The organism is Cupriavidus necator N-1, from assembly GCF_000219215.1.
GTDB classification, from domain to species: domain Bacteria; phylum Pseudomonadota; class Gammaproteobacteria; order Burkholderiales; family Burkholderiaceae; genus Cupriavidus; species Cupriavidus necator.
The window spans coordinates 3,432,596-3,448,429 of record NC_015726.1 but is presented as its reverse complement, the minus strand read 5'-3'; the positions used below and the strand labels follow the sequence as shown (position 1 = coordinate 3,448,429).

Here is a 15,834-nt window from a genome sequence, read left to right as displayed (position 1 = left end):
TAAAGCAGGCCTCCGACTGCCTCAGCGTTGCGTCAAGCGCATCATGTGTTTCGCCGCACGAACAACGGGCGCATGGGCATTCCAAACCATGGTACCAATCCGCTACATTGCATAAACCCCAGCGGCAGGCCCGCCGCTGCAGGGCGGGGACAACATGGGCCGATTGCTTTTCAACGGGGTTTACGACAAGGAAGGGGGAAATCATGCACGGCAAATATGCAGCCATGGCGGGGGCCATGCTGTCTGTTGCGCTGTCAATGGCGCTGGGCGGCTGCGGCGGGGACGGGGACGCGACGGAGATGGCGTCGCCGGCCGCAGCAACGGCAACGGAAGCCACAAAGTACGGCACCACGGCTACCACCGTCACCAGCACAACCACGCGCTGGATGCCCGCGATCACCGACACCTGGCAGATCCAGCTCACCGGCAAGCTCAATACCAGCTACCCGGTCGTGATGTACAACTTCGACCTGTTCGACACGCCGCAGGCCACCATCGACGCGCTGCACGCCAAGGGCCAGCGCGTGGTCTGCTATTTCTCGGCCGGCAGCGCAGAAGACTGGCGTCCGGACTACAGCCAGTTCACCGCGAGCGATCTGGGCAGCCCGCTGTCGGGCTGGGCCGGCGAGCGCTGGGTGGATACGCGCTCGGCCAACGTGCGCCGGATCATGCAGGCGCGCATGAACCTGGCCGTGTCCAAGCGCTGCGATGGCGTGGATGCGGACAATGTCGACGGCTATACCAACAGCACGGGTCTGCCGCTGACGGCCGACACGCAGCTGGACTACAACCGCTTCCTGGCGACCGAGGCGCATGCGCGCGGCCTTGCCATCGGCCTGAAAAACGATATCGACCAGGTCGGGCAGCTGGCGGCGGACTTTGATTTCGCCGTCAACGAGCAGTGTTTCCAGTACCAGGAGTGCGGCGCCTATTCGGCGTTCACCGGCCAGGGCAAGGCGGTCTTCAACATTGAGTACAAGTCGAGGTACAAGACCGTGTCCCAGCGCAATGCGCTGTGTGCCGCGGCCAGGGCAGCGAACCTGCGCACGCTGGTGATGCCGGCCAACCTGGACGGCAGCTCGCGCTACGCCTGCGACTGAGTAATTGCCGGGGCGGGGGCGGCCGCCGTCCCCGCCTTGTCCAGTTCGCGCCACGCCAGCCACAGGCGGGTGTCGAATTCCAGCTGGTGGTAGCGCGGCTCCATGTGTTCACAGAGCCGGTAGAAGGCCTTGTCGTGATCGCTCTGCTTCAGGTGGGCGAGCTCGTGCACGACGATCATGCGCAGGAATTCCGGCGGCGCCTCTTTGAATAGCGACGCCACGCGGATTTCCTTCTTTGCCTTGAGCTTGCCGCCCTGCACGCGCGAGATCGCGGTGTGCAGGCCCAGCGCACGCTGGGCCGAATCGAGGCGCGCATCGAAGCCGACCTTGTGCAGCGGCGGCGCGCTGCGCAGATACTCCTGCTTGATGTCCGTGGTGTACTCGTACAGCGCGCGGTCGGTCTGCACGGTATGGCGCCCGGGGTAGCGCCGGGCGATATGGTCCCCGAGCCGGCCGGCGGCGATCAGCTCGCGCACCTGCTCCAGCACGCCGGGCGGGTAGCCGCCCAGGAAGCGCGTCGGGTCCTTGCCGGCGGGGCGCCAGGTTTCACTCACGGCAGTGGCCTGCTCAGTGGTGGTGGTGATGGTGGTGCATCCAGCTGTTGTCCAGCGAGTTGACGAAGGACTCGACTGCGTCCTTGTCGCCGGTGGCGTGGCGCATCATCTCGCCGCACTTGCAGAAGCCCTGGTACGGGGTGATGTGCGAGCAGGCCGACGTCTTCTGCAGGTACAGCGTGACGGGTTTGGTGCATTTCTTGCACTTGAACTTCAGGGTCAGGGCGGGTTTGCTCATGGCGATGGCTCGGGAAATCGGCGAAAAATCGAAGCTGTCATTGTACCGGCCAGGGCGGAATCGAGCAGGAGCGCCTCAGCGCGCCGCGCCTGCCTGATACACTCCCGCCATTCCCGAACAACCCTCCAACACGCACCCATGGCACAGTACGTTTTCACCATGAACCGCGTGGGCAAGATCGTCCCGCCCAAGCGTCACATCCTGAAGGACATCTCGCTGTCGTTCTTCCCCGGCGCCAAGATCGGCGTGCTGGGCCTGAACGGCTCGGGAAAGTCCACGGTACTCAAGATCATGGCCGGCCTCGACAAGGAAATCGAGGGCGAAGCCACGCCGATGCCCAACCTGAACATCGGCTACCTGCCGCAGGAACCGCAGCTCAACCCCGAGCAGACCGTGCGCGAGTCGGTGGAAGAGGCGCTGGGCGGCGTGTTCGAGGCGCGCAAGAAGCTTGACGAGATCTACGCGGCCTATGCCGAGCCGGACGCCGACTTCGACGCGCTGGCCGCCGACCAGGCCAAGTACGAAGCCATCCTGGCCGCCAGCGATGGCAACAACGTCGAACTGCAGCTGGAAATCGCCGCCGACGCGCTGCGCCTGCCGCCGTGGGACGCCAGGATCGAGCATCTCTCCGGCGGTGAAAAGCGCCGCGTGGCGCTGTGCCGCCTCTTGCTGTCGCGCCCCGACATGCTGCTGCTGGACGAGCCGACCAACCACCTGGATGCGGAATCGGTGGAATGGCTGGAACAATTCCTGACGCGCTTCCCGGGCACCGTGGTGGCCGTGACCCACGACCGCTACTTCCTCGACAACGCTGCCGAATGGATCCTGGAACTGGACCGCGGCCAGGGCATTCCCTGGAAGGGCAACTACAGCTCGTGGCTGGACCAGAAGGAAGCGCGCCTGAAGCAGGAAGAGGCCAGCGAATCGGCCCGCCAGAAGGCGCTGCACAAGGAACTGGAGTGGGTGCGCCAGAACCCGAAGGGCCGCCAGGCCAAGTCCAAGGCACGTCTGGCCCGCTTTGACGAGCTCAACAGCCAGGACTACCAGAAGCGCAACGAAACCCAGGAAATCTTCATCCCGGTGGGTGAGCGCCTGGGCAACGAGGTGATCGAGTTCGAAGGCGTGAGCAAGGGCTACGGCGACCGCCTGCTGATCGACAACCTCAGCTTCAAGGTGCCGCCGGGCGCCATCGTCGGCATCATCGGCCCGAACGGCGCCGGCAAGTCGACCTTCTTCCGCATGCTGACCGGCAAGGAACAGCCCGACAGCGGCGAGATCAAGATCGGGCCGACCGTGAAGATGGCCTTTGTCGACCAGAGCCGCGACGCGCTCGACGGCACCAAGACCGTGTTCGAAGAGATCTCGGGCGGCTCCGACATCCTGACGGTGGGCAGGTACGAAACGCCGTCGCGCGCCTATATAGGCCGCTTCAACTTCAAGGGTGGCGACCAGCAGAAGCAGGTCGGCACGCTGTCGGGCGGCGAACGCGGCCGCCTGCACATGGCCAAGACCCTGATCGCCGGCGGCAATGTGCTGCTGCTGGATGAGCCGTCCAACGACCTTGACGTGGAAACGCTGCGGGCGCTGGAAGACGCGCTGCTGGAATTCGCGGGCTGCGTGATGGTGATCTCGCACGATCGCTGGTTCCTGGACCGGATTGCTACGCATATCCTGGCGTTCGAGGGGGACTCGCATGTGGAGTTCTTCCCGGGCAACTACCAGGAATATGAGGCGGACAAGAAGCGGCGGCTGGGTGAGGAAGGGGCCAAGCCCAAGCGGATTCGGTATAAGCCGATTGTGCGGTGAGCGTTGTGTAGCGGAGTTAATTCGTCGTTCGCGCTTTCGTGCAAACGACAAATCACAGACTTTGCACAAAAGGCATTCAGTGCGATGGACTTGCAAGGAAAGCAGCACTGACCGTCGCCAAAACAAAAAGCCCCGCTCAATTTGAGTCGGGGCTTTTTGCTGCACCATGCCTGCGACTATTCTTCGGCCTTCTACGGCAATCTCTTAGCCCGCTTTCACCAGCCTCACCCGCGTAATCTCCGACGGCGCCCCAAACCGCTTCGGCGGCCCCCAATACCCGGTGCCACGGCTGATATAAATCCACAGCGAGCCATGCCGCACCAGTCCGGCGGTGTATGGCTGCTGCATCGGCACGAACAGGTTCCACGGCCAGAACTGGCCGCCGTGGGTATGGCCGGACAACTGCAGGTCGAAACCTGCTTCCGCCGCGGCGGCAGCGGTGCGTGGCTGGTGGGCCAGCAGCACGCGCGCGCCGGCGTGTGCCGGGGCGCCGGCGATGGCGCGGTGCGGGTCGCTGCGGTGGCTTTCGTGGAAGCGGCCGGCGGAGTAGTCGGTCACGCCGCCGAGTACCAGCGCGTCGCCGTCGTGCTGCAGCACCACGTGTTCGTTCATCAGCACGCGCACGCCCAGGCGGCGCAGCTCAATGATCCACGGTTCCGCGCCGGAGTAGTACTCATGGTTGCCGGTGACGAAGTAGGTGCCGTGGCGCGCCTGCAGCCGGGCCAGCGGCGCGGTGTGGGCGGACAGTTCGCGCACGGTGCCGTCGACCAGGTCGCCGGTGATGGCGACGGCGTCGGCCTGCAGGCTGTTGACGCGGTCGACGATGCGGTCGAGGTAGGGCCGCTTGATGGTGGGCCCGACATGGATATCGCTGATCTGGGCGATGGTGAAACCGTGCAGGGCGTCAGGCAGGCCGGCCACGGGCACGTCGACTTCGACCACGCGTGCCAGCCGGCGGGCATTGATATAGCCGGCCAGCGTGACCAGCAGCGCCAGCAGCGGCACCGCCGCGGCACTGCCCGCGGACAGGCCGGGCGCGTGCCAGCCGAGGAGCCGTTCCGCCGGCCAGGCGGCGGCCAGTGCCACGTCGCGTACCAGCGTCAGCACCAGCAGGGATGAGAAGAATCCCATTGCCAGCATGCCGATCCACGAAACCAGGTCCGACCAGGGCTGGCTGACGCGCCGCGCCAGCAGCCCGGCCGGCAGCAGGGCGCAGGACAGGGCCAGCCAGGCGACGGCCAATGCCTTGACCGCCATCGGCACCGGCATCGCCGGCAGCAGGCGCAGCCCGATATAGCCGTGCAGCAGGGCTGTCACGAGGGCGGCGGTCAGGATGGTGGTGCGTGGAGGCATGGGGGCGGGGCCAGGGGGGAGTCTTTGAAGATGAGGCCGCGGGGGGCGGCTTCAAGGGGCGATGGGGTGGCATCAGGCCAAGCAAGATGCACACCCGCCTCGCCTGCGCGCGTCGCAACGGCGCGTTGCGGCTTGACATGGCGGCGCGCCGCCCCGACTCCTTCTTGTACGAAGGCCGCTGTCGAGGCCGGCTGATCTGTCTTTTTTCTGGCAGATCCTGAATGTTTTCAAATCAGATTGTTCGCCTTTGCGGCCTAATTTAGATTCGCGGGAGGGGTCGCCTGTTGTGCTGCATCGTGCCCGTGGTGCCGGCCCGCCGGCGCAGGCAGCTTCCTCCCGGAGAAACCCATGTCTTTTCGCCTGAAGCAGACCAGCGCCCTGATCGCCGCGGCGTGGCTTGCATTCGCCCCGCTCAGCCCGCAGGCCGCCACGCCGTCCAGGCCAACCGCGGCTGCCCTGAGTTGGCCGCGCAATTTTGACGCCGCCACCGATCATGTGGAGCTGTACCAGCCCCAGATCGAGACCTGGGACGGCAACCGGCTGTCCGGGCGCGCGGCGGTGGCGGTGGGCGAGAAATCGGGTTCGCCGACCTACGGTGTGGTGCATTTCTCGGCCACCGGCGATATCGACAAGCCCTCCGGGCTGGTGCAGCTGACCCGGATCACGGTGGACAGCGTCGAAGTCCCGACCCGGCCCGACGCCGCCGATCGGGTGCGCCAGGCGCTGGTCTCGCGCCTGCCGGCCAACGGGCTGACGGTGCCGCTGGACCAGCTGCAGGCCAGCTACGCGGTATCGCAGCAACTGGCCAAGGCTGGCCGTGTGGCGGTGCGCAACGACGTGCCCCAGATCCTTTTTGCCACCACGCCGACACTGCTGGTGCTGGTCGACGGCGAGCCGGCCTGGCGCGCCGTGCCGGGCACGCAGTACGAACGGGCGCTGAACAGCCGCGCGCTGCTGCTGCGCGAATCCGGTGGCGAGCTGCACCTGAAGGCGGCCGGCTACTGGTATCGCTCCGAATCGGCCGGCGGCGCCTGGGAAGTGATGACGACCGTGCCCAAGGCGCTGGAGAGCGCGGCCACCAAGGCGGCGGCCGGCATGAAGCCCGATTCGATGCTGCCGGCCGACGGCAAGCGGCCGGCCAGGGCGCCGGCGATTCTCTTTGCCACGCAGCCGACCGAGCTGGTCATGACCAGCGGCGCGCCGCAGATGACGCCGGTCAGCGGCGTCGGCCTGCTGACGATGTCAAACGCCGACCATGCGGTCTTTGTCGATCCGGCCGCCAACCAGTATTACGTGCTGGTCTCGGGCCGCTGGTTCCGCGCGCCGATGCTGACCGGGCCGTGGGAGTACGTGCCCGGCAGCCAGCTGCCGGCAGACTTCGCCAGAATCCCGGCGACCGACCCCAAGGCCAATGTGCTGGTCTCGGTGCCCGGCACGCCGCAGGCACGTGAGGCCGAGATCGCCGCGGCCATCCCGCAGACCGCCACGGTGTCGCGCAGCAAGGCCAGCCTGGCGGTGGCGTATGACGGCGCGCCGCGCTTCACGCCGATCACCGGCACTTCGCTCAGCTACGCGGTCAACAGCGGCACCCCGGTGATCGAGGTCGACAGCAGCCACTACTACGCGGTCGCCAACGGCGTCTGGTTCACGGCGCCGGCGCCGTCCGGCCCGTGGCATGTGGCCACCGAGGTGCCGTCGGCGATCTACACCATCCCGCCGACTTCGCCGGTCTACTACGTGACCTACGTGCGCATCTACTCGGTCGCGCCGGTGACCGTGGTGGTGGGCTACACCCCTGGCTATATGGGCGTGGTGGTCAGCGCCGACGGCACGGTCGTGTACGGCACCGGCTATGTCTATCCGCCCTATGTGGGCGCGGTCTACTACGGCTACCCGGCCACCTATGGCTACGGCGCCGGCTTTGGCATCGGCATGGCCGAGGGCTTTGCCTTCGGCTTCGCCGCGGGCGCGTTCTGGGGGGCGGCGTCGCCGTACTGGGGCCCTTATTTGTGGGGCGGGGCGTACAACTGGAACTACGTCAACGTGAACCAGGCCAATTTCTACGGCCGCTGGGGCCAGGGCACCGTGACCCACGCCCAGGGCTGGAACGCCTGGACCGGCACCGAATGGCGCGGCACCGCCGGCGCCGGCTACAACCCGGCCACCGGGGCGCGCTACCAGGGCAGCCGCGGTGCGGCGTTCAATCCCTATTCCGGCAACTATGCGGCGGGCCGCCAGGGCTCGTTCGCCAATCCGTCGACCGGGCGCGAGGGCGCGGCGCGCGGCGGCGTGGCCGGCAACACCTACACCGGCAACTATGCCGCCGGCCGCCAGGCGGCGGGCTACAACGCGCAGACCGGCCGCGTCGGCGCGGCCGAAGCGGGCATTGCCGGCAATACGCAGACCGGCCAGCACACTGCCGGCAGCCGTGGTTTTGTCGCCAATCCGGACAAGAACAATGCGGTGGTGTGGAACAACGGCAACGTGTATGCCGGCCACGACGGCTCGGTGTACCAGCACACCGACGACGGCTGGCAGAAGCACACCCCCAGCGGCTGGCAGCCGGTGCAGTCCGGCAACGACGCCACCACACGCCTGGAGCAGCAGCGCCAGGCGCGCGAGGTAGGCCAGCAGCGCTTCCAGGGCACGGCCCAGCAGTGGCAGGGGCGCGGCGGTGGTGGCGGCTTTGGCGGCCGTGCCGGTGGTTTCCGCGGCGGCGGCTTCCATGGCGGCTTCCGCCGCTGAGCCAGGGCCCTGGCAGCCCGCGCGGGCAACTGCGCGGGTGCGGGCGAAAGCAAGTCGAAAGCAGTAAAGACGCCTACAAAAGAATTGAATTGGCGCCCGCAGGGCCGAGCCTTACCCTGCCGGTAAAGAGGCGAGTGCGGCCACCGGTCCGGCACGACGGAAGGTCGCCGGCGTGCGCGCGCGGCAATCGCGTGCATAACCATGGCGGGAGAGGGATCCGTGAACACTGCTTTCCATTGGCGCGGCGCGCTCTGGCTGGTCTGCGCGATGACGCTGGCCGCCTGCGGCAAGGACAAACCGGCGCCCAGTGCACCGCCCGCGGCCGAGGTTGGCACGATGACGGTGGCGCTGCGCGATGTGCCGATCGTCTATGACTTCGTCGGCCAGACCCAGAGCTCGCAGCAGGTAGAGATCCGCGCGCGCGTCAATGGCTTCCTGGACCGGCGCGTCTATACCGAGGGCGCGGTGGTCAAGGCCGGCGAGACCATGTTCCTGATGGATCCCAAGCCGTTCGCCGCGGCGCTGGATGCGGCCAACGCCGAAATGGCGCAGCAGATGGCGCGCCTCAAGACCGCCAATGCCGACCTGGCGCGGGTGCGCCCGCTGGCCGAGCGCAATGCGCTGAGCCAGCGCGACCTGGACGACGCCGTTGGCAAGCAGCAGGCCGCCGCGGCCGCGGTGGAGGGGGCCCGGGCCAATGTCACCAATGCCAGGCTGAACCTGGGCTATACCACGATCAAGTCACCGGTCACCGGGGTGTCCAGCTTTGCCAAGAAGCAGGTCGGCAGCTATATCGATCCGTCGAACAGCCTGCTGACCTACGTGGCCAAGCTCGACCCGATGTGGGTCAACTTCAGCCTGTCCGAGAACGAGGTGCTGTCGTCACGCTCGGAGCAGGAATCCGGCGCGCTCAAGTTCCCGCCCAAGGGCGCCTTTGACGTGGTGATCGTGATGGCCGATGGCAGCCAGTTCCCGCATCACGGCAAGATCACCTTTGCCGATGCCTCGTTCAGTGCCGAGACCGGCACCTATATGATCCGCGCCGAGGTTGCCAATCCGGATGGCACGCTGCGCCCCGGCCAGTTCGTGCGCGTGAAGCTGCATGGCGCCGAGCGCACCAAGGCCGTGGCGGTGCCGCAGGAAGCCGTCATCCAGGGCCCGCGCGGGCAGATGGTGTGGGTGGTCGGCGCGGACAACAAGGCCCAGCAGCGCGTGGTCGACGTGGGCCAGTGGACCGGTGACAACTGGGTGATCCGCTCCGGCCTGAAGGCCGGCGAGCGCGTGGTCGTCAGCGGCGGGCTGCGGCTGACGCCCGACGCGCCGGTCAAGGCCGTCGAGGCTGTTCCCGGACAGAAGCCCGCGGCAGGTGCGGCCGCCGCCAGCGCGCCAGGTGCGCCAGGCGCGTCATCGCCCGCCCAGGCCAGGGGCACGGAGAGCGCAGGGAGCAAGCCATGAAGCTTGCCCACTTCTTTATCGACCGGCCCATCTTTGCGTCGGTTCTGTCGATCATCATCGTGGTGGGTGGCCTGGTCGCGCTGACCAAACTGCCGATTGCCCAGTTCCCGGACGTCACGCCGCCGTCGATCACGGTGACGACTCGATACCCCGGAGCCAGCGCGGAAGTGGTCGCGCAGAACGTCGCGGCGCCGATCGAGCAGCAGGTCAACGGCGCGGACCGGATGATGTACATGAACTCGACGAGTTCCTCGACGGGTGACCTGACCTTGACGGTGTATTTCGAGATCGGAACCGATCCGCAACTGGCGCAGGTAGACGTGCAGAACCGCGTCAACCTGGCGCTGCCGACCCTGCCTGAAGCGGTCACGGCCCAGGGGGTTTCCGTGCAGAAGCGCTCGTCCGCGTTCATGATGGTGATCGCCATCTTCTCGCCGGACAACAGCTACGACCAGACCTTCGTCGGCAACTACGCCAACATCTATGTGCTGGATGCGCTCAAGCGCATTCCCGGCGCCAACCAGTCGGCGATCTTCGGCAATCCGGACTACGCCATGCGGATCTGGCTGCGGCCGGACCGGATGGCGTCGCTGGGCATTACCACGGAAGACGTCAAGAACGCTGTCAGCGCGCAGAACCAGCAGTTCTCCGCCGGCCGTATCGGGCAGTCGCCGACCACGGGCACAGTCCTGCAGACGTTCCCGATTGCGACCAAGGGCCAGATGACCGAGCCCGCCGAGTTCGAGAACATGATCCTGCGCGCGCAGTCGGGCGACGCCGCGCTGGTGCGGCTCAAGGACATCGGCAGGGCCGAGCTAGGCATCAAGGACTATTCGCTGCGCAGCCGCTACAAGGGCAAGACCGCCACGCTGCTGGCGGTCTACCAGCAGCCGGGCGCCAATGCGCTGGACGTGGCCAAGCAGGTGCGCAGCACGCTGGCGGAACTGAAGAAGTCGTTCCCGCCGGGGCTGGAATATGAGGTCGCGCTCGACACCACCGAGTTTGTGAACGAATCGATCAACGAGGTGGTGCACACGCTGCGCGATGCGGTGATCCTCGTGATTCTGGTCGTCTACCTGTTCCTGCAGAGCCTGCGCGCAACCATCGTGCCGATCCTTGCCGTGCCGGTGTCGATCATCGGCGCCTTCGTCGGCATGAGCATGTTCGGCTTCTCGGTCAACATGCTGACCTTGTTCGGGATGGTGCTGGCCATCGGCATTGTGGTTGACGACGCGATCGTGGTGATCGAGAACGTCGAGCGCAACATGGTGGAGTTCAAGCTGCCGCCAAAGGAGGCGGCCAAGCGTGCCATGGACGAGGTGAGCGGCCCCGTGGTTGCGATCGTGCTGGTGCTGCTGGCGGTATTCATCCCGGTGGCGTTCCTGTCCGGCATTACCGGCCAGCTCTACAAGCAGTTTGCCGTCACCATCGCGGTGTCGGTGGTGCTGTCCGGGGTGGTGGCACTGACACTGTCGCCGGCGCTTGCGGCAATCCTGCTCAAGCCCGGCGAGCACAAGAAGAACCGCTTCTTCCAGTGGTTCAACAATTCGTTCGATCGCATGATCCAGGGGTACGACAAGTCGCTGCAGCTCGTGATCAGGCGGACGGTGATCTCCATCGTCATCATCCTTGTCATGATCGGGGTGAGCGTGCTGATGTTCGTGCGGATACCGTCGTCGTTCCTGCCGGTGGAGGACCAGGGCTATCTGTTCGGTGCCGTGGTGATGCCGGATGCGGCCAGCCTGGACCGCACCGGCAATCTCTCCTCCCGTGCCGAGGCCTGGTACGCCAAGCAGCCCGGCGTCAGCTCGGTGGCGTCCGTGGACGGGTACAGCCTGATCGATTCGCAGAACAAGGCCAATGCTTCCACCTTGTTCATCACGCTGAAGGGCTTCCATGACCGCAAGGAGGGCGAGAGCGCGGCGGATCTGATCGCCAAGGCGAAGAAGGAGTTTGCGAGCTACCAGGACGGTGTGACCATTCCGATCAACCCGCCCTCGATCCCGGGCCTGGGAACGACCGGTGGTTTTGAGTTCTGGCTCCAGAGCACGGCGGACGGCACCTACCAGCAACTGGAGGAGCGGGTGCATGCCTTTATCGCCAAGGCGCGGCAGCGGCCAGAGCTGACCGGGATCAATTCCACCATCAACACGCGCTCGCGCCAGTTGCTGGTGGAGGTGGATCGCGAACGCTCCGAAACCCAGGGCGTGCCCGTCGAACAGGTCTATTCTGCGCTGCAGACCATGTTCGGTTCGCTTTTCGTCAGCCAGTTCCCGAAGAACAGCCGGCTGTTCCAGGTGATCCTGCAGGCCGAGGCCGACTACCGCTCGCGTCCGGAGGATCTCGACAAGGTCTACGTGCGCAACGGCAACGGCGAAATGGTGCCGATCAAGGCGGTGACGACATCCCGGTATGTCCCGGGCGCCGATATCATGACCCGCTTCAACAATTTCCCGGCCGCCAAGATCATGGGCGATGCCGCGCCAGGCTACAGCTCTGGCCAGGCGCTTGCGGCCATGGAGGACGTGGCGCGGGAAGTGCTTGGCCAGGGCTACAGTTTTGCCTGGAGCGGACAGGCGTACGAGGAGAAGACCGCCGGATCGACGGCAGCGATGGTCTTTGCCTTTGCCTTGCTGATGGTGTTCCTGATCCTCGCGGCGCAGTACGAAAAATGGTCGCTGCCGTTCGGTGTCCTGCTGGCGGTACCGTTCGCGCTGTTCGGTGCACTGGTTGCCATCCTGTTGCGCGGCATGCAGAACGACGTCTACTTCCAGATCGGGCTGACGGTGCTGATTGCGCTGGCGGCGAAGAATGCCATCCTGATCTTCGAGTTCGCGGTGGAAATCCGGCACAAGGAAGGCCTCAGTGCCTACGATGCCGCCTTGCATGCGGCCAAGCTGCGCCTGCGCCCGATCATCATGACCTCGCTCGCCTTTATCCTCGGCTGCGTGCCGCTGGCGATCGCAAGCGGCGCGTCGGCGGCCAGCCGACAGTCGCTGGGCACCGGCGTGATCGGCGGGATGCTCGGCGCCACGGTGATTGCGCTGTTCTTCATCCCGATGTTCTTCTGGGGGCTGGAGGTGATGTCCGAGCGCAAGCCGAAGCCCAAGGCCGGGGCCGCGCCCACCACGCCACCGGCCGGAGAACCGTCATGAGCGCACGCCACCGGCTGGCCGGTGCCTGCCTGGCCGCGGCGCTGGGCGGCTGCGCCATCGGCCCCAACTACGAGCGCCCGGCCACGCCCGAGCCGGCCGAGTACCGCATCGACACCGGCGTGCTGTCCGTTGCCGCGGACAGCGCCTGGTGGGACAGCTTCGACGACCCGGTGCTGAACACGCTGGTCGAGACGGCGCTGCGCAACAGCTACGACGTGCGCATTGCCGCGGCCCGCATCGATGAGTTCCGCGGCCAGCTGATGGTGGTGCGCTCGGGATTCTTCCCCCAGGTGAACCTGTCGGCGGCGGCCACGCGCCAGCGCGCCGGCACCTTCAACGGCACGCCGTTCGCGTCGCTCGATGGCCCGCGCAATTCCTACCAGCTGCTCGCCAATGCCAGCTGGGAGATCGACCTGTGGGGCCGCATCCGGCGCCAGGCCGAGTCCGCCGAGGCCAGCCTGTGGAACGCCGAGTACGCGCGCCGTGGCGTGGTGCTGTCACTGGCGGCATCGGTGGTGCAGGGCTATGCCACGCTGCGCGGGCTGGACGCGCAGCTGGAGATCGCGCAGCAGACGCTGAAGGCGCGCGGGGCTGGGCTGGATATCTTCCGGCAGCGCTATGAGGGCGGGGTCATCTCACAGGTTGAGCTGTCGCAGGCAGAGAACGATTTCTATGTGACCGAGGCGACGATCCCGGTGCTGCGCAGCGGCATCGCGCAGACCGAGAACGCGCTGTCGGTGCTGCTGGGCCGCGAGCCGGGGCCGATCGAGCGCGGCAAGCCGGTCAATGAACTGCAGCCGCCGCCGGTGGGTGCGGACCTGCCAGCCGCGCTGCTGTCGCGCCGGCCGGACGTGCTGCAGGCCGAGCAGTCCGCCATTGCCGCCAACGCGCAGCTGGGCGCGGCACAGGCTCTCTACCTGCCGGCCGTCAACCTGAGTGGCCTGTTCGGCGCCATCGCCAGCTCGCCGGCGGGGCTGTGGCACAGCGCCTCGCAGGTATGGGGCTTCGGCGCGGGGCTGACCCAGCCGATCTTCCAGGGCGGCGCCATCCGCGGCCAGGTGCAGACCGCATCGGCACAGCGCGAGCAGGCCATGCTGGCCTACCAGGGCACCGTGCTGGCGGCGCTGGCCGACGTCAACAGTGCCCTTTCCAACGGCATCGAGACACGCAACCGCCTGGTGAGCCTGCGCCAGCAGGAGAAGAGCCTGGTGATCTATGCCGACCAGTCGAGCGCGCGCTACGAAGGCGGCTATTCCAGCTACCTGGAGGTGACCACGGCGCAGGAGAAGCTGTTCGCCGCGCAGCTGTCGGCGGTGCAGGGGCAGGTGGACGTGCTGACCGGCACTGCGGCGTTGTACAAGTCGCTCGGCGGCGGCTGGCCGTCGGTGCCGCAGGATGTGCGCGATGCGGGGATGCAGGGGGATGCGAAGGTGTTGAGGCGGTAGCAGGGGCGGCTGGCGCCTGCCAGCCGCATGGCACTTACCGCGCCGACCATTCCCCTTGCCGCACCCCCAGTGCCGTGACCACGCCATAGGCCGTAATCCCCAGCGCCACCCCCAGGAAGTGTCCGTCCAGCCCCATCCCGAACACGTTGGCCAGCAGCCAGCCGCCGCCTACCGCCAGCGCGATCCGGCACAGCCCCGCGGCCACCGGCCAGCGCATGCGGCCTGCGCCCATCGAGGCAAAGTACAGCGCCATCCCCAGGCCGAAGCCGCCGAAGGCCGGCCCTACCCATGACAGGGCGCGCGCGGCGATGGCGATCACTTCGGCGTCATGGGTGAACAGGCTGGCAAAGCGCACCGGCGCCAGGCCCACGGCAATGCCGGCGGTGCCGGCGATGACCAGCGCCAGGAACGCGCCGACCCATGCCGTGCGGCGCGCGGTATGCCAGTCGCCTGCGCCCACGGCGCGGCCGACCAGCGCGGTCAGCGCCGAGCCCACGCCAAAGGCCAGCGGGATCATCAGGAATTCCAGCCGCGCCGAGATGCCATAGGCCGCCACTGCCGCGGTGCCGTGGTGGCGCAGTTGCGCGGTGACCAGGATGGTGGTCAGGTTGGCCACCGAGGCCAGCGCGCATGCCACCAGCCCCACCGACAGGATGCGCGCGAACAACTCCCACGACGGCCGTACCCGCAGCACTGGCACGAAGCCAGCGCCGCCGCGCGCCACCACGATCGCCATGGCCAGCGCCGCGGCCCACGACACCGCCGCCAGCGCGGCGCCGATGCCGGCCAGCCCCATGCCGGCGGGCTCGGCCAGCAGCCACGACAGCACCGGGAAGGCGATCCACATCAGCGCCAGCACGCGTGCGGCCAGCGCATGGCGGCCGCCGCCGCGCAGCACCGAGGCCAGCGTATTGGCCAGCCACGCCGGAATCGCGCCGGCACCGAACAGCCAGATCGCATAGTTGGCAGCGGCCTCCGCCGCCGTGGCGCCGGCCACCGCGCCCAGCACGCCGCGCGGGAAGCCCGCCAGCACCACCGCAAAGGCCAGTCCGGCGGTCACTGCGATCAGCAGCGCGTGCATCACCAGCGATGACGCTTCCTCGCGCTTGTTGGCGCCGAGCGCGCGGGCGATGGCCGCGACCACGCCGCCGCCCATGGCCCCGGTCGACATCTGCTGCAGCAGCAGCGCAAACGGCAGCACCACCGCCCAGCCGGCCAGCGCCGCCGTGCCCTGGCGCGCGGCCAGCCAGGTTTCGATCAGCTGGGCCGAGGCCTGCAGCACGGCGATCAGCGCGGTCGGCCCGGCCAGCTTGCCGATGCGGCGCGCAATTTCAGTGGCCGGCACCGCCTCGGCGGGCAGGGCGCTCGCAGGCAATGCGCGCGTGTCAGTCATGGCGGGCCTCCCCTTGCTCGCCAGCGGTCTCGGCCTCCCCAAAGCGCTGCCGCAGGAAGCGGCCGGCGCCCGGGCCGGGCAAGACGCGCACGTCGTCCAGCGTGATCGCGCTGCCGTCGGCGCGCGCCAGCGCCGGCTCGGCAATCTCGGCGCCGGTGCGGCGGTCCTGCAGCAGCGTCAGCGGACCTTTTTCATCGATCATCCAGCGGTCGGCCCAGGCCTTGAGCGCGACATAGGCCGGGAAGAAGTCGCGACCCTTGTCGGTCAGCTGGTAGACGTGGCGAGCGCCGCCCTCGGGCGTGACGCGGGCCAGCAGCCCGTGCGCCACCAGCGTCTTCAGGCGCGCGCTGAGGATGTTGGGGGCGATGCCAAGGTTGCGTTCGAACTCGTCGAAGCGCGTGCTGCCGTAGAAGGCCTCGCGCAGCACAAGGATGGCCCAACGTTCGCCCAGCACGGCCATGGAGCGGGCCACGGGGCAGGGCATCGAGGTGAAATCGGTAGGGGGCATGGTCTCCGCCGTTCTGGTCCTGTCGGCTTACTTGCAAAGTGCAAGTTTTCTGGAGAATAGCTTGCAAAACGAAAGTTTGCAG

The 15,834-nt window shown here is 67.4% G+C and carries 11 protein-coding genes; 6 read left to right on the top strand and 5 right to left on the bottom strand.

Annotated elements, in window-relative coordinates; all coding sequences use genetic code 11:
* The first annotated feature begins 203 nt into the window (after positions 1-203).
* On the top strand, positions 204-1,100 hold the full coding sequence (locus CNE_RS16135) for an endo alpha-1,4 polygalactosaminidase (RefSeq protein ID WP_013958155.1): 897 nt from the start codon (positions 204-206) through the stop codon (positions 1,098-1,100).
* Here CNE_RS16135 and CNE_RS16130 read toward each other — a convergent pair.
* Together CNE_RS16130 and CNE_RS16125 are read right to left on the bottom strand one after the other, a co-directional pair.
* Positions 1,085-1,654 (bottom strand): M48 family metallopeptidase, encoded by a 570-nt coding sequence (locus CNE_RS16130; protein ID WP_013958154.1) that lies wholly within the window; start codon positions 1,652-1,654, stop codon positions 1,085-1,087. The genes CNE_RS16135 and CNE_RS16130 overlap by 16 nt on opposite strands.
* Positions 1,655-1,667: 13 nt before the next feature.
* Entirely contained in the window at positions 1,668-1,892 is a 225-nt protein-coding gene (locus CNE_RS16125) for a hypothetical protein (RefSeq protein WP_010812270.1), read from the bottom strand.
* Positions 1,893-2,030: 138 nt separating this feature from the next.
* Here CNE_RS16125 and ettA point away from each other — a divergent pair, with 138 nt between their 5' ends.
* On the top strand, positions 2,031-3,698 hold the full coding sequence (gene ettA, locus CNE_RS16120) for an energy-dependent translational throttle protein EttA (protein WP_013958153.1): 1,668 nt from the start codon (positions 2,031-2,033) through the stop codon (positions 3,696-3,698).
* A 204-nt stretch (positions 3,699-3,902) separates the two neighbouring features.
* Here the strand turns inward: ettA and CNE_RS16115 are convergent, their stop codons facing one another.
* Positions 3,903-5,051, bottom strand: coding sequence for a metallophosphoesterase (locus CNE_RS16115; RefSeq protein ID WP_013958152.1), 1,149 nt, complete (start codon positions 5,049-5,051; stop codon positions 3,903-3,905).
* A gap of 348 nt (positions 5,052-5,399) precedes the next feature.
* Here CNE_RS16115 and CNE_RS16110 point away from each other — a divergent pair, with 348 nt between their 5' ends.
* The 4 genes from CNE_RS16110 to CNE_RS16095 all read left to right on the top strand — a co-directional run bounded on the left by CNE_RS16110 (position 5,400) and on the right by CNE_RS16095 (position 13,851).
* Positions 5,400-7,796, top strand: a complete 2,397-nt coding sequence (locus tag CNE_RS16110; RefSeq protein ID WP_013958151.1) for a hypothetical protein — start codon at positions 5,400-5,402, stop codon at positions 7,794-7,796.
* 219 nt (positions 7,797-8,015) lie between these two features.
* Positions 8,016-9,251 (top strand): efflux RND transporter periplasmic adaptor subunit, encoded by a 1,236-nt coding sequence (locus tag CNE_RS16105; RefSeq protein ID WP_041228173.1) that lies wholly within the window; start codon positions 8,016-8,018, stop codon positions 9,249-9,251.
* The gene (locus CNE_RS16100; protein ID WP_013958149.1) at positions 9,248-12,406 is read left to right on the top strand and encodes an efflux RND transporter permease subunit; all 3,159 of its coding nucleotides are present in this window, start codon (positions 9,248-9,250) and stop codon (positions 12,404-12,406) included. Before CNE_RS16105 ends, CNE_RS16100 begins: the two co-directional genes overlap by 4 nt.
* Positions 12,403-13,851: an efflux transporter outer membrane subunit gene (locus tag CNE_RS16095; protein WP_013958148.1), complete on the top strand. Its 1,449-nt coding sequence runs from the start codon at positions 12,403-12,405 to the stop codon at positions 13,849-13,851. The genes CNE_RS16100 and CNE_RS16095 overlap by 4 nt, the downstream gene beginning before the upstream one ends.
* 34 nt (positions 13,852-13,885) lie before the next feature.
* Here CNE_RS16095 and CNE_RS16090 read toward each other — a convergent pair whose 3' ends face one another.
* Together CNE_RS16090 and CNE_RS16085 are read right to left on the bottom strand one after the other, a co-directional pair.
* The gene (locus CNE_RS16090) at positions 13,886-15,244 is read right to left on the bottom strand and encodes an MATE family efflux transporter (protein ID WP_013958147.1); all 1,359 of its coding nucleotides are present in this window, start codon (positions 15,242-15,244) and stop codon (positions 13,886-13,888) included.
* Positions 15,237-15,752 (bottom strand): winged helix-turn-helix transcriptional regulator, encoded by a 516-nt coding sequence (locus CNE_RS16085; protein ID WP_013958146.1) that lies wholly within the window; start codon positions 15,750-15,752, stop codon positions 15,237-15,239. Before CNE_RS16085 ends, CNE_RS16090 begins: the two co-directional genes overlap by 8 nt.
* Between the last annotated feature and the right edge of the window lie 82 nt (positions 15,753-15,834).

Coding starts and splice junctions, on each gene's coding strand:
- CNE_RS16135 (WP_013958155.1), top strand. CDS start 204: ATGCACGGCAAATATGCAGCCATGGCGGGGGCCATGCTGTCTGTTGCG.
- CNE_RS16125 (WP_010812270.1), bottom strand. CDS start 1,892: ATGAGCAAACCCGCCCTGACCCTGAAGTTCAAGTGCAAGAAATGCACC.
- ettA (WP_013958153.1), top strand. CDS start 2,031: ATGGCACAGTACGTTTTCACCATGAACCGCGTGGGCAAGATCGTCCCG.
- CNE_RS16115 (WP_013958152.1), bottom strand. CDS start 5,051: ATGCCTCCACGCACCACCATCCTGACCGCCGCCCTCGTGACAGCCCTG.
- CNE_RS16110 (WP_013958151.1), top strand. CDS start 5,400: ATGTCTTTTCGCCTGAAGCAGACCAGCGCCCTGATCGCCGCGGCGTGG.
- CNE_RS16100 (WP_013958149.1), top strand. CDS start 9,248: ATGAAGCTTGCCCACTTCTTTATCGACCGGCCCATCTTTGCGTCGGTT.
- CNE_RS16095 (WP_013958148.1), top strand. CDS start 12,403: ATGAGCGCACGCCACCGGCTGGCCGGTGCCTGCCTGGCCGCGGCGCTG.
- CNE_RS16090 (WP_013958147.1), bottom strand. CDS start 15,244: ATGACTGACACGCGCGCATTGCCTGCGAGCGCCCTGCCCGCCGAGGCG.
- CNE_RS16085 (WP_013958146.1), bottom strand. CDS start 15,752: ATGCCCCCTACCGATTTCACCTCGATGCCCTGCCCCGTGGCCCGCTCC.